This is a genomic window from Leptodesmis sp. (assembly GCF_052746595.1).
In genome coordinates this window covers 1-13,627 of sequence record NZ_JBRAGO010000111.1, presented here as the reverse complement: position 1 = coordinate 13,627, position 13,627 = coordinate 1, and the positions used below count along the sequence as shown (strand labels likewise).

At 49.4% G+C, this 13,627-nt stretch carries 15 protein-coding genes; 6 read left to right on the top strand and 9 right to left on the bottom strand.

Translation table 11 applies throughout. The annotated features are described in order from the left end of the window. Positions 1-48: 48 nt before the first annotated feature. The 5 genes from ACUVQO_RS19375 to petM form a co-directional block, all read right to left on the bottom strand. Positions 49-606: a DUF192 domain-containing protein gene (locus tag ACUVQO_RS19375; RefSeq protein ID WP_445927474.1), complete on the bottom strand. Its 558-nt coding sequence runs from the start codon at positions 604-606 to the stop codon at positions 49-51. Continuing rightward, a complete protein-coding gene (gene nblR, locus ACUVQO_RS19370) occupies positions 587-1,279 on the bottom strand; it encodes a response regulator transcription factor NblR (RefSeq protein ID WP_445927473.1) in 693 nt (230 codons plus the stop codon). The genes ACUVQO_RS19375 and nblR overlap by 20 nt, the downstream gene beginning before the upstream one ends. Positions 1,280-1,379: 100 nt before the next feature. Further along, the gene (locus ACUVQO_RS19365; protein ID WP_445927472.1) at positions 1,380-2,321 is read right to left on the bottom strand and encodes an NAD(+) kinase; all 942 of its coding nucleotides are present in this window, start codon (positions 2,319-2,321) and stop codon (positions 1,380-1,382) included. A 366-nt stretch (positions 2,322-2,687) separates the two neighbouring features. Beyond that, a complete protein-coding gene (locus ACUVQO_RS19360; protein ID WP_445927471.1) occupies positions 2,688-3,662 on the bottom strand; it encodes an SDR family oxidoreductase in 975 nt (324 codons plus the stop codon). A 496-nt stretch (positions 3,663-4,158) separates the two neighbouring features. Then, positions 4,159-4,260 (bottom strand): cytochrome b6-f complex subunit PetM, encoded by a 102-nt coding sequence (gene petM, locus ACUVQO_RS19355; protein ID WP_445927470.1) that lies wholly within the window; start codon positions 4,258-4,260, stop codon positions 4,159-4,161. Positions 4,261-4,403: 143 nt separating this feature from the next. On the opposite strand from petM, the gene pdxA reads away from it, so the two are divergent. Together pdxA and ACUVQO_RS19345 are read left to right on the top strand one after the other, a co-directional pair. Then, positions 4,404-5,552, top strand: coding sequence for a 4-hydroxythreonine-4-phosphate dehydrogenase PdxA (gene pdxA / locus ACUVQO_RS19350; RefSeq protein ID WP_445927469.1), 1,149 nt, complete (start codon positions 4,404-4,406; stop codon positions 5,550-5,552). Positions 5,553-6,050: 498 nt separating this feature from the next. Beyond that, positions 6,051-6,272 (top strand): DUF4327 family protein, encoded by a 222-nt coding sequence (locus ACUVQO_RS19345; RefSeq protein ID WP_233743742.1) that lies wholly within the window; start codon positions 6,051-6,053, stop codon positions 6,270-6,272. A gap of 20 nt (positions 6,273-6,292) precedes the next feature. Here the strand turns inward: ACUVQO_RS19345 and ACUVQO_RS19340 are convergent, their stop codons facing one another. The 3 genes from ACUVQO_RS19340 to ACUVQO_RS19330 form a co-directional block, all read right to left on the bottom strand. Beyond that, on the bottom strand, positions 6,293-6,760 hold the full coding sequence (locus ACUVQO_RS19340; protein WP_445927468.1) for a hypothetical protein: 468 nt from the start codon (positions 6,758-6,760) through the stop codon (positions 6,293-6,295). 236 nt (positions 6,761-6,996) lie between these two features. Continuing rightward, positions 6,997-7,347: a hypothetical protein gene (locus tag ACUVQO_RS19335; RefSeq protein WP_445927467.1), complete on the bottom strand. Its 351-nt coding sequence runs from the start codon at positions 7,345-7,347 to the stop codon at positions 6,997-6,999. A gap of 33 nt (positions 7,348-7,380) precedes the next feature. Continuing rightward, entirely contained in the window at positions 7,381-7,521 is a 141-nt protein-coding gene (locus tag ACUVQO_RS19330; protein WP_445927466.1) for a hypothetical protein, read from the bottom strand. Between ACUVQO_RS19330 and ACUVQO_RS19325 the strand changes: the two genes are divergently transcribed. The 3 genes from ACUVQO_RS19325 to ACUVQO_RS19315 all read left to right on the top strand — a co-directional run bounded on the left by ACUVQO_RS19325 (position 7,520) and on the right by ACUVQO_RS19315 (position 10,887). Then, positions 7,520-8,449, top strand: a complete 930-nt coding sequence (locus ACUVQO_RS19325) for a cation diffusion facilitator family transporter (protein ID WP_445927465.1) — start codon at positions 7,520-7,522, stop codon at positions 8,447-8,449. The genes ACUVQO_RS19330 and ACUVQO_RS19325 overlap by 2 nt on opposite strands. Before the next feature lie 106 nt (positions 8,450-8,555). Further along, a complete protein-coding gene (locus ACUVQO_RS19320) occupies positions 8,556-10,118 on the top strand; it encodes a metallophosphoesterase (protein ID WP_445927464.1) in 1,563 nt (520 codons plus the stop codon). 130 nt (positions 10,119-10,248) lie between these two features. Next, positions 10,249-10,887 (top strand): hypothetical protein, encoded by a 639-nt coding sequence (locus ACUVQO_RS19315; protein ID WP_445927463.1) that lies wholly within the window; start codon positions 10,249-10,251, stop codon positions 10,885-10,887. A gap of 191 nt (positions 10,888-11,078) precedes the next feature. Here ACUVQO_RS19315 and ACUVQO_RS19310 read toward each other — a convergent pair whose 3' ends face one another. Continuing rightward, positions 11,079-12,203 carry a lipase family protein gene (locus tag ACUVQO_RS19310; protein ID WP_445927462.1) on the bottom strand — a complete coding sequence of 375 codons (1,125 nt, stop codon included), beginning with the start codon at positions 12,201-12,203 and terminating at the stop codon, positions 11,079-11,081. Positions 12,204-12,685: 482 nt separating this feature from the next. Here ACUVQO_RS19310 and ACUVQO_RS19305 point away from each other — a divergent pair, with 482 nt between their 5' ends. Next, positions 12,686-13,516 (top strand): Cof-type HAD-IIB family hydrolase, encoded by an 831-nt coding sequence (locus tag ACUVQO_RS19305; protein WP_445927461.1) that lies wholly within the window; start codon positions 12,686-12,688, stop codon positions 13,514-13,516. The last annotated feature ends 111 nt before the right edge of the window (positions 13,517-13,627 follow it).

The window sequence follows — 13,627 nt, the reverse complement described above, 5'->3', positions numbered from 1 at the left end:
ATCCCCCCCCCCCACCCCTCAATAGTTAAATTGCGAACAGTGGCCATCCTATCGAAGGCTGTTGTAATTAGTGAACTGTATAACAAGCCGATCGCCAGCTTTAATTCCCAATTCCTTGGCCCGTCCACCTCGCAGTTCAATCACCTGATCAACACTGACGGGCGGGCCGTAGACCGGACAGGGTTCTTTCTGGCAGGGGGGAGCATTATGGGCAATCGCTACTACCTGTCCATTACGCAAGAACACCATATCCAGACTAATCAAACAATTTTTCATCCAGAAGCCAACCGGTCGGGGAGGATGAAAGGGAAATAACATCCCCCGATTATCTTCTAGCTGCTTTCGGTACATTAGGCCCATTTCCTGCTGTTGTTCCGTTTTAGCGACCTCTAGCCCGATCGTCTGATCGCCTACTTTTATCTGGGCAGAAATGGGTAAGATCTGACCCATCGCAATAGCCTGAATTGCAGCCCCCGTAGTTTGTGAAGCGATCGGGGAGGTCGTCGAAGAAACGGCAGGCACTGAAGCACATCCCGGAGCTAGTAAGCTGGCTAGCACCATACTTCCCACTAAAGCACTCTGCATTTTAAGCTTCACGTAAGACATACCCCACTCCCCGAACAGTTTGGATGAGCCGCTTCTCACCCTCATCCTCAATCTTCAATCGTAGGTAACGAATATACACCTCAATCACATTCGATTCCCCTACGAAATCATAGCCCCAGACATTCTCTAAAATTTGCTCCCGTGCTAGCACTTCTCTGGGATGTTCCATCAAGTACTTGAGTAGTTCAAATTCCTTCATCGTCAGGTCAATGGTGCGCCCATTCCGGATCGCCCGTCGGGTTGATAGATCCAGCACCAGGTCGCCAAAGCGGAGTTTCTCAGAACTCTGGGCATCAGGCTGTAAATACAAGCGCACCAGTTTGAGGAATTCTTCCGTCCGATAAGGTTTGAGGAAATAGTCATCGGCTCCGGCTTCCAGGCATGCCACCCGATCTTCCACCGTGTCACGCGCCATCAGCATCAAGATGGGAACGCGGACTCCGTTTGATCTCAGTCGATTACAGAAGGAAAGCCCAGACTCTCCAGCCAGCATCCGATCAACAACGACCAGTAAGGGTTGAGTTTCAGCCATGCGCCGCAATCCACTGGCTGCATCCTGAACAATCTGAGCATCGTACCCTGCTTCCTTTAAATCGGCACTCACATGACGGGCCAAAACTTCATCAGTTTCAACTACCAGGACGCAAGTATTGTCAGGAGGAGCGGCATTCATAATCAGTAATATTGAGAATCAACGAAGCAGAAATCTTACTAAGCATTTATGCCTGATCAGATTCCTTCCTGTTGTAGCACGTTTGGCAACTTTGATTGTTCTAGGGCAATTCAACTGAGGTGGGCTTGGCGATGTGGGGCAGCCCCCAGCCCAACTTTTCCCGCAGCACATGAAAGAACTCTGGAGGACGCAGGCGAATAAAGCGAGCGGTATGGGGCGATCGCTGAATCCGCACGCGATCATCGGGTAACACATAGCTGCCGCCATTGCCATCCACAATCATCACCAGACTGGTGGTATTGGCTGGAAAAATGGTGACAGGCTCACTGTTGGCGAACACCAGGGCACGGGAGGCCAGCGAGTGGGGACAGATGGGCACCAGTTGTAACACAGGCACGCCTGGAGTAATCACCGGGCCACCCGCCGAGAGGGAATAAGCCGTAGACCCGGTTGGTGTGGAAACAATCAACCCATCCGCTGCGATATCCACTGGGGCATGTCTGCCAATTTCTACCTCAAAGTGGCACATACTGGTGAGTGGCTCCCGATGAATCACCACCTCATTTAGACAGAGCGCTTCCCAGAGCAAGTCATTCTCCCGGTACAACTGCACAGCCAGCATTGATCGCTCTTCAATCTGATACTCTTCGGCCAGCACCGCCTCTAGCGCCTGGGGCAATTGGTTTAAATAGGATTCGGTTAAAAATCCCATGTGGCCTGTATTAACAGTCAGAAGCGGAATGCCGTAAGGGGCGACCTGGCGAAAGGCCGATAGTACAGTCCCATCGCCGCCCAGGACGATCGCAAACTTCATGTCGTAGTCAAACCCTGGCGGATTCAGGCGATCGATCGGGGCATGGCAGACCGGGCTGTGAGGGCTAGAATAACCCAAGATTCCCCCCACACCAGTAGCCACACAGACCTCCCAACCGCCTTCGATCAATTGATCTTTGATCTCCTGAGCGGTTCGGCAAGCAACGGGCTTAACATCGTTATAAATAATGCCAGCTTTAGGCACGTCAAACGGTTCACTGAAGGGCAAATTAGAATAGATAAACCTCGCCCAGAAGCGCAGTTTCTCTGATAGAAAGTTCCAGTTTTCTAAACCTTGTCCAGATCCAAAACCGCAGTTTTTTTAATAGGAAAACAACAGTTCTCTAGCTGGACTTGGTTTAGCTGGACTGAGTTTATTAGGGACTATATCATTTCATAGCTTGGTTGAAGTATGAAACCCAACATCTTTAAGGCATTGAGAGGGTGTTTTTAAAGACTCCAGATTACACTATGAATCCAAGGGCATAGCATTCGGATAACAGCTTTACAGTGTTTTTCCAATATTTTTGACCGAATGTCATGCCCTTATGGAGGGTGATCGCGGCTTCTCAAATAGCCTCTGAGCTTGGATTTATTAGAACCGGGGATAGGTGCGTTTTTTCTCCGACTTTTTCTTTTGCTTTTCGTAGTCCAGTTCTTTCAGCTTCTTCAAAATTCGCTCAAAGTACTCCTGCAAATAGGATTCCAGAGTGGTTGTATCGCTGGGAGCCAGACCAAAGGTTTTATAGGTCGGCTCCATATCGGCGGCCAAGGGGTTGCCAGTAGCGGCCACTTCAGCGAAGGCCAGGCGATCGGAAATATTCTTCGTCCACTGAAAGAAACGAGTGACCTGCCGTGCCCCCCGCAACACCCCCATCGGGACGCGAGTAATCTTGGCTTCCCGACCTGATAATTTTTCACACAACTTAATAATTTCATCAGCACTCCAGGCGCGAGGGCCAACAATTGGGAAACTTTGCTTCTCAGATTCCGGTGTACTCAGCGCTCGCACTGCAAACCTGGCGATATCCTGGGTGTCTATATAAGCAGTTGGCGAGGTATCCCCCATTACCCAGATGGATTGCCCCTCCAGGATGGGAATCGCATATTGCCCGATCAGTCCCTGGAAGAAGCCGCAGGGCCGGAGAATTGTGTAGCTTAAACCGGATTGGATTAAATAATCCTCTACACAGCGCTTAATTTCTAACAAAGGCACTTCAGGATATTTCTCGGCATCCAGGATGGAGAAGAAAATAAACCGTTCAATGCCCGCCGCCTGGGCCGCCTGAATTAAATTAATGTTGCCCTGCCAATCTACTTCTTTAATGCTGAGAGAATCCGTGGCCCGGGCAGTTGCTGCATCAATAACGGCTAAAACTCCCTCTAAGGCTGGCTTTAAGGTTTCAGGCTGACACAGATCGCCTGTGACTAACTCAGCTCCCCATTCTTTCAAAAATGTGGCTTTTTTCCGGCTTCGGACTAGGCAGCGCACCTCATATCCCTCATCTAGAGCACGGCGAACAACTTGTCTTCCTAAAGTGCCAGTGGCACCAACAACGAGTACTTTCATGAGGGATTAGATGACGAAATTTTAACTTTTACTAAGATACTATCAGAATTCTGAGATTGACAGGCTTGCGCATCGAAAAGATTCTGGACTCCTCCCCCTTTTGATAAAGAGCAGTTATCACTGACTGAGGAAAGCATGACAGTGGGGGAAAAGAAGTGATGAGTTTAAAGGATTTTTGATGGCTGGCAGAGTTCTTCAGCTTGCTGGAAGCGGCCAACCATTACCAGTTTTCTTAGCCCTGGCTGTGAATGGGTGATGCGTCTGTGACCGGGCAGGGCAAATGAAATCAGCAGTCTGTCAATAGGGGCGAACGTGCGCTCAAGTCCTGCGGTGAGCTACCGTCATCCGGGCCAAAACGTATGTTTTTACCGAAAGATAGCTATGTTGTGAATCTCTATCGGCAAGTATCCAACCATCGGGATAAACCGGAAGAGTAAGCAGGAATGGTGGATAGGAAATAGTAGAGACGTTTCGCCGAAACGTCTCCCTACTAAATTTATTCTTCGCTGCCCTGGAGTTTAAGCATTAAAAACCCTAGTCCCAGGCCAACTAGAATCAGAGTAGATGATAAAACGGCTGCGTTTAAAATTTCACCCATGCGGTTGCTCCTTAAAATTGCGATCGCGTTTCCACCTAGAAAAACAGACCCTGCTGTCTCACAAGCCTGAACTTAACTAGCCCCTTGCATCTGCCAGCGTTCTAGCTGATTCAAACCTGCATAAAGAATTCTAAACCAGATTGATGTCACTTCCGGCATCTCCTGACCCAACTCGCCATCCATCTCCTACTCCTATGCGTTTTCCCCGTTTAGCCATCACCCTTGGTGACCCAGCCGGAATTGGGCCAGAAGTGATTCTCAAAGCTCTGGCAGATCCAGCCATGACCAGCAACTGTGAGATCACTATTGTTGGGAGCCGTCCTGTATTAGAAAAAACTTACCAAACGTTACTGGCTCAGGGAGTCTCCGAACCACTGGCAGATCCCGATCGCCTTACCCTGCTGGATGTAGGGCTGGATCAGGATACAGAGCAGCAGCTTGTTTTGGGCCACAGCACGATCGTCAGTGGGGCGGCCAGCTATGAATACTTGGAGGCCGCGATCGCCTATGCTTTAGCCGGAGACTTTCAAGGTATTGTTACTGGCCCGATCGCCAAGTCAGCCTGGAAAGCTGCCGGATTTCACTATCCAGGACAGACGGAACTGCTGGCAGAACGAGCTGGGACAGAGCGATTTGGCATGTTGTTTGTGGCGCGATCGCCCTACACCGGATGGACACTCAGAACTCTACTCGCCACCACCCATATTCCTTTAGCTGAGGTTCCTAAAACCCTGAATGCAGACCTGATGACCCAAAAGCTGGAGTTATTAGTTGAATGCTTGCAGCAAGACTTCGGACTGACCACACCCACCATTGCGATCGCGGGTTTGAATCCCCATAGTGGTGAACAGGGGCAACTTGGCACCGAAGAACAAACCTGGCTGATTCCCTGGCTGCAGGAGATGCGCGATCGCTTTCCTCAGCTTCACCTCAATGGCCCCATTCCCCCCGATACCCTCTGGGTGAAACCCGGACAAGCCTGGTTTGGCCCACAGTCAGCCAATTCAAAACTCAAAACTCAAAACTCAAAACTCAAAACTCCTCCCGCTGCCGATGCTTACCTGGCGCTGTACCACGATCAGGGATTGATTCCGGTAAAGCTGATGGCCTTTGATTCTGCGGTGAATACCTCGATCGGTCTCCCTTTTGTTCGCACCTCACCGGATCATGGCACCGCATTCGATATTGCAGGTCAGGGCATTGCCGATGCCAGCAGTATGCAAGCGGCGATCGTATTAGCTGCTGAGTTAAGTTGGCAGAGATCTCAGTCTCCAGTCTCTTTGTTACCCTAGCGACTGAAGTTGCAGCTATCCGGAGAAAACCTGCCAACGCAGGCTGCTGGAAACCTTGATTGTATTGAGCCTGCGTCAGCAGACTGGGTGAGTATAGTTGCCTTTTAACCGCCGGATACTTTTCAAACACCCTCTAAAGGCATAAAACCGTCTAGAGGCATAAAAATTTTGGGCAAAACAGCGATGAGTTATTTACTCATTTGCTGGAATGATGGGATGTCACGTAATTCAGCGAGAAACTGAGTTGTCAGACAGTCAGGATTTGATGACTTTCTCAATCTTTCTTAGTATAATCGGAAGGGGAGTAGCGTGAAAATACAAAATGATCAGTATATGGCACTACAGTTTTAGTCGGACATGAAAAAATAGAGGCCTCAGCGTCCTTTTAAGCTATTGGCCCTATTACACAGTTCTGATAGATCCGTTCGGTCTTAATTTCTATTTCGATACCCACAAAGTCCGCTACAGAAGTTAGCCACAAGAGTTAGAAGGGTGATTATGCTTCAATCTGTTCAATATCCCTTAAGCATTATTAAAGACGAGGCTCGTCAACTGGTTCAAAAAGGCCTGGTGAGCCGCAACCAGCCGATTTACATCCTTTGCCAATATATTCCTGCCCGTGAGTGGGCGTGTATCGAAACCGAGCTTGAGCGTTGCAACTTTCTGCTCAGAGATCGAATTGGTGATTTGATGGGACGGGAAGACTGGGAAAACGACTAGCGTTTCACCAGTCTTCTAGCTTATGCTTCAGGGCGGCCCGACTTCCTCTCATTTTCCAGTTCAGTACGAAGCGCTGCAATCTGATCAATTAGCTCTTGCAGTTCTGTTTGCACTTCTGGAGAGGTAGTTGGAACCGTCGTTGTGCTGGCAGCACTGGCATTAGCACCAGGTTGAGAACCGGAACGCTGACTGAGTAGGTTATTAACGAAGTTCCGGGCTTCTTGCTCAGTAATTTCGCCTTTTGCTACCCATTCTTCTAATAACTGGTGCCATTCCTGCCGTAGTTTGGTCAGGTTGGCTTCCCGTTTCTGTGGGTCTTGAATGGCTTCCACCAGGGAGGTTGCTGTCTGGCTCACTTCCTGCTGCAGGCGGGTTAGATTTTCGTTTCGTTTCTCGGAATCTTGTACCACCTCGATTAAGGAAGTCGTCGCTCCTAGGGTGAGACGAAGGCCATTTTGCAGCATTTGCATCAGGGTATCGGAGTTCATTCTGGTAAAGTTCCTTTCATCGCAGGGATACAAACTCTTAGCGTTGCTAGTAGAACTTGAAAAGGTATGATGATAACGCTATCAGTACGGTTCAGGTTGCCTTGATTCTACTGCAATCCTGAACTTTGCTAAATTGACATTTCCATGTTTCTCTAATCTTGGTGTTTAAACCTTGTCCAAGTCCAGAACCGTAGTTTCTCTGATCGGAAAACGACCGTTCTCTAGCTGGACTTGGTTTAACTCGCCTGCTCCAAGTATTGGGTAACATCTTCAATCAAACGGCTCAGCTCGGCTTCGGTGGTTAGCCGAATGCGATCGTCCCGCACTGTAATCAATGCTTTTGCTGCAAAGGGAGAGGGCCAGATATTGGGATTGCAGAATACTTCTAGAAACACATCTCCTGTGTATTGATATTCCATTGGTTTCTGTGGGTTGGCTTTAGCCAGGGATCCTGCATTGGTGGCCGTAATTTTGAGACTGGTCATTAAATCTGATAAGGCCGCTTGCAGGTTCTGTGCCGCTTCGGGAGAAAACTTGAACGCTACCGATCCTTCGACTAGATTCAGCGTGAGTTGAGGCGTAATCATGGTTGACTGAACTGAATGGTTAGTTCTCTGATCCTACTGGGGAGGGTGAACAGCGATCGCCCCTAAGCGGTACTTCGTAGAGATGTTCTGGCGAAAGGTCTTTACTATACTGTAGTTTGTGCTGGCACTCTCCCCTAAAGTGAACTCATGAAGCTGGGACGGGAGAACAATCATGGCAATTTCAGATAATCGGGTTGAAGTCCGAAGAGTGTTGTTGATCACACTCTTTCTGAACCTATTTGTGATGGCCCTAAAAGCGACTGTGGGGTGGGCTTCTGGATCCCTGAGTCTGCTGGCCGATGCCCTCCATAGTATTACCGACAGTGCCAATAATGTGCTGGGCCTGTTTACCAGTCGTCTCTCCTCGCCTTACCCCGATCGCGACCATCCCTACGGCCATCACAAATTTGAAGCCGTAGGCGCCCTGGGAATTGCGGCCTTTCTAGGAATCGCCTGTTTTGAAATTCTGCAGAGTGCGATCGAGCGCATCCTGAACCCCGGTCACTCGCTAGTGACAATCTCGTCTTCCGAACTGTGGTTGCTGCTATTGGTGTTGGGAATCAACATTTTTGTTACCTTTTACGAGCGACGCGTGGGTCACCGGATTGGCAGCACGATTCTGATCGCTGATGCCTACCACACCATGAGTGACATCTGGGTGACGATCAGCGTTCTGATTGGGTTAATTGGCATCTGGCTCTGGAATTTACAGTGGCTGGATGTGATTCTGGCCTTTCCAGTGGCGGTCATGGTGTTCTGGAGTGGCTGGCAGGTGATTCTGGCCAATTTACCCTGGTTGGTGGATCAAATGGCAGTAGCTCCAGAGTCAATTCATGCGCTGGCGATGGAAGTTCCCGGTGTGTTGAACTGTCACAATATTGCCTCTCGCGGGGTGGTAGGCCATCAGATGTTTATTGAAATGCACCTGATTGTGAATGCCACGGATGTCGAAACGGCACACCGGATTACTGAGGAAGTGGAAACCCGCCTGGAAGAGCGGTATGGCCCGGTGCGAGTCACGATTCATGTGGAGCCGCCTGCTTACATCTCCGAGCAAATCTCTTATGAGTCTGAGGCAGAAGGAAAACTGCAAGGTGAATAGGGGATAGTGGAACGTAATGGAATGATGGGATGGTGGAAGGGTAGGGTAGAGACAGGATCAATCGCGTCTGTACAGTGAATGGTGTTGAAGCCTGGAGTGTTAGGTTATGCAGTTTGTGATCGATCCGCTGATCGCGACCAAAATCCTCAAAATGGGGCAGCGAGTCCGCTGGCGGGATCCAGCCATTCTAGAGCGCGGCATTGACCAAACCTGCCTGGTTCTGGATGACGGTCAGGAGGACACCCCAGAATTCTCCTTTTTAGTGATTGGTGACAGTGGATCCGGCTACCATCGCAATCACAATCCCCAACGGCAGGTCGCGAAAGGTATGGAGCGCCATCGGGAGGACTGCCGCTTTGTCCTGCATACCGGAGATGTGGTCTATCTAGTTGGGTCTGATGAGTATTACTACAAAAACTTCATCGATCCTTACCAGAAATTCCTGGTCGGGGGCGAACAATCGGAGCGAATTTGTTATGACAAGATGGTATTCAACCGACCGTTTTTCCCTGTTCCAGGAAATCACGATTATTACGATCTGCCTCTGATCTATGGTCTGCTGGCCCAACTGATAGGCCCACTGCGGTATCTATTTCGGTATCAGTTTGAACTGGATATTGGGTGGCATGGTTCCTATCAAGGAGATGTTTACACCCGCGCCTTTCTGGATTACCTCAAAGCCTTATCTGGGGAAGCGCTCAATCGACATTTAAACTTTCACTACACCGCAAAAACCTCTACGGGAGCCTGTCTACGGTATCAGCCCGGTGTGTTTACCCGCCTTCCCAACCGCTATTACACCTTTCAGAGTGGTGGCATTGATTTTTTTGCGCTGGATTCCAACACCTTTAGTGCCCCCCTTCCTTTACCCGACACCGCTCAGGGAAACGTTCTCCGGCGGCAACTGGAGCAACAGCGATCGCAATTGGAAAAAGAACGGCAGCAATTAGTAGAAACTGTCCTGAGGCTGAATCCTGCTGATCTCCAGGAGGCTGATCAACTGGATGACCTGCACGCCAAGATTGAGCAACTGGGTGAAGTGATCAAGGATATTGATCAGCAACTGGTGGTCGATGCAAGTACTGTCACAGATTGGGGGCAACTGGACTGGTTACAGGAACGCCTGATTGCCTCCTGGCGGAATCCTGAGCGACGGGGACGAGTGCTGTTCTTCCACCATCCACCCTATGTCACGGAAGTCACGAAATGGAGTCAGGCCCAAACTCTGGCTATTCGCGATCGCTTGCGTCAGGTCTTAGATGCCGTTGCTCAGGAAGTCAGTGACCAGACTCAAGGCCGTCCGATTGTCGATCTGGTTTTCAACGGTCACGCCCACTGCATGGAACATCTGCAAACGCTGGATACAGGCCATGCTGATGCTTACACAAATTGGATTATCTGTGGCGGGAGTGGGTATAGCTTGCGGCGACAGCGAACCGAAGGGCCGGAGTTAACTGAAGCCTTGGGATTTGCAGGAGCGCGGACGGTGGCTAAGTCCTGTTTATTTGTAGGACGGAGTGGACAGGGTTCTCACAAACGCCGTCCCTATTCCTTCCTGCGGGTGGATGTAAAAGCAGGTTGTCCACCCAAATTTGTTGTCCGGCCTTATGTGTCGGAGTGGTATCAGCGAGAGTGGCAGGAGTATGCGATCGAGCCGTTTACTTTGTAGAAAAGGCAGGGGGCAAAAGGAAAAATTTAAAGTTCTTTGTGCTACTACGTTTTTTCAATTTTTTCAAGTGGAAGGAGTATAGACGCAGAATTAATCCTGCGGTAGAGAAATAAGGGTCAAGAGAACGCCAATGAAAACCAGGTTAGCCTTATTAATTGCGGTTGTAGCATCTGCGGTTGCGGTTGCAGCGATCGGCTATGCCTACAATACCTATAAGGCCAGTGAAGCGAAAAGCCCCTGTCAATCGATCGCTACTGAACTGGAGGCTTTTAAGGGAGAAGGAAACAAGCTTTCAACCAATAAGGTGCAGGCTGTGAAAGACAAACTGGTAGACTGCAAGGTAGCATTACAATCTGTGCCGTTCAAAGGGGAAGACATTCAGCGATCGATCATCAAGGTGGATGATGTAGACAAACAGATTACGGCGATGATGCCGATGCTTGTCATAGCAGAAGGATTACAAAACGCTTTCAAGTCAGATCAATCTACCAAGTTTGAAAATTTAACCCCCTGTGAACAGTTAGATGCGATCGCGAAAGCGGGGAAATCGGTCGCCGATTATTTAGATGCATCTGATGAGACGGCTTTTAAGACTTATCAGAGTGCGATCAAGACCTCCTGCACCTGGCATCAATCGCAATTAGATGTGGCGATCACCAAATGGCAAGCCAAACAACCCAAGCCTGCTCAACCTGCTCCCATCATTCCTTCCAGCAGTGGCTCATTTCTAGGAAATGCTGTGACTGGAGAACCCGTCTATCTTAATTAGCGCTTCTAGAGTTAACACTACCGGAGGACAAGTCACTTACCAGATTGGCTCAGATGCGGTAAGCGGTTACGTCAACTGTAAGACGAACACAATCAATACAGCAGCTTATGGATCATTCTCTCCTCAATCTCAGGCAATCCAAAGCGCCATTGATGCCGTCTGCCGTTAAGTGTTCTTTTGCCTAAAGACAATTAAATTGGGAAGTTGGGTAAGGAATTGATTTCAACCTGGCGATCGATCGCTTCCCGGTAAATTGCTGTTTCGTGATTGGGAGCGAGGTTCCCGGTGTAGTTGAGAAACGACCAGAACTGCCCAACGTGACGATATTCGCCTTCACGAGTCTCAGAGGCGGGAGTTTCTGGCACCATGTCAGCGATGTTGAACACCCGATAGGTGTTGGGAACGGTGGTGTTGAAAAATTGAGCAAAAGTGGGATCACCCAGGCGGGGTGAAGCATAGGTGTACAGTCGTACCTGCGAGGTACCTTTGAAGCTGAAATTTGCTATATCAACTGCAGTCAGAGTAGCCAGTACCGCTCCCAAACTGTGACCTGTCAAGTAAACAGGCGCGTTTGGATTCAACAGTTTGTAGACATGTTTGATCTGCGTTTCAAGATTGTCATAGAACGTCTGAAATCCTCGATGAACCCGGCCTCGCTTCACTCCATCCAGAACATAGTCCGTTTGTCGGGCCTGAACATTAGCAAGCCAATCATTCAGGGTTTGGGAACCGCGAAACACAATGATGTTGGCCCGATCAGACCGCAGCACGTACCCCAAAAACACCAGTCTGGGATTCAGAACTCGCTGGGTCACACCTTGAAAGATCCGCTGAAGCTCTGGGGGTAAAAGGTTTCCCAGTTTTTCTAGGGGGGCATTCTTCAAAATTTCCGGTAGGGAAGTTCCTTTGAGGGAAAAGCCAGCCAGATCTTCCAGTCCCTTAAAGCTGGCAACTTGGGTGAACCCGTTCAACTCCGGGATGTAACTGGGCAGATCCTGAATGGAACCATCAAAGGATGGATTGTTTTTTCCAGTCTCAAATTGCTCATAGGCCAGGGCACAGCAGCGAATCAGGAGTTTAGACCAGGCGCGATTGTAGGGAACCGGAGGCGTAATCGGACTGTTACTGACCGCCACCTGCAAATCTGATGTTCCCTGAAAATCAAACAAATCAGATAAATCAGGAGTGTTGGTTGGGGGGGACAGGGCGACGGAGGGGGGGCGAGTTTGAGCGACGGATTGTTGAGCCGCGATCGCACTTCCCGTCCCAGCCGCTAACCCAGTCAGCAGAAGTTTCCGACGATTAAGGTTCACCATTGCAAGAGATATACAGGTTATCTCAAAAATCATCCTCCTTCGGGTATGTGTTGGCAATAGCAGGTGTTAAGGATTAAGTACAGTAGCGTTCTAGAACACTCTGCGTGGGCAATCCGTATTGGCCCCTGCTCAGGATACTGCTGCCAATCCTGCAACACCGCTTGCTCGTAGGGCGGTCATGCGGACTATCCTGTCGCACCCACTTCCGAACTGTATGGGGACTGGTTCTAAATTGGTGAGCTAAGGCGCTAATCGAGGTTTGCTACTGCTGATAGAGCCGTTGAACCTCTTGGCACTAGCGCAGCGTGTACGCTGCATTGGCGTGGATTTTCATCAGAGTTAGAGAACTTGCACATCGGTCTACCTTGGCCAATACTAGGAACAACCTGTCATTACAGATAGTGAATAGTGATTCCATTCCCTTACTTTCCATTCCTGATCCCTAGGTCCCCGATCTCTAATCCCTAATTCCCAATCCCTCCATGCAACACTTCCCCTCAGACATTAAACTCCTGGTACTAGACATCGATGGCACGATCGTTGGGATGAACAACGAAATTAATGAGGCTGTTAAGCAGGCTGTCCAGGCTGTCCAGACCAAAGGTGTTCAGGTGGCGATCGCTACCGGACGGATGTATCGTTCCGCACTTCGGTTTTACAAAGACCTGGGAGCAACCCTGCCTTTAATGACCTATCAGGGAGGCTTGATCAAAGATCCGGCAACAGGAACAGTACATCGCCACTGGACAGTCCCCAAGTCCTCTGCTCTGAAATTATTGGATTACTTTGAGCAGCCAGCATTACGCTCCCAACTGTCCGTTCACTTCTATATTAATGACCAGCTTTATGTGCGGGAAATTACCCCTGAAACAGAAGCCTATGTTGATCGCTCCAGTGTTACGGCGATCGCAGTCGGGGATTTACGATCCGTACTGGACACCGAACCAACGAAAATTCTGGCTTTATGCGATGACTCTGATTTGATCAGTCACACGCTGAACACCCTGCGGCAACGTTATGAACCTGCCGAGCTTTATCTGACCACATCTGTAGCCACGTTCTTCGAGGCAACGAATCCTTTAGTCAATAAAGGAACAGCCGTACAATATCTGGCCGAGGAGTATCTGGGACTGAAGCCCGAAAACGTGATGACGATCGGCGATAACTTCAATGATGTGGAAATGATTCAATACGCTGGGATTGGAGTGGCTATGGGAAATGCTCCCGATGGCGTAAAAGCAATGGCCGATTGGGTGGCTCCAAGCATTGAAGAGGATGGAGCAGTAGCGGCGATCGAGGAGTTTTTACTATAAATAGTTTTAAGTTTTATGGTTTTAAATAGTTTTAAGTTTTATGGTTTCCTGCTTAATTCCTTACTTCACGTCATAACCAAAAAGATTGGGGTTCACTTCATCTAGCTTCAG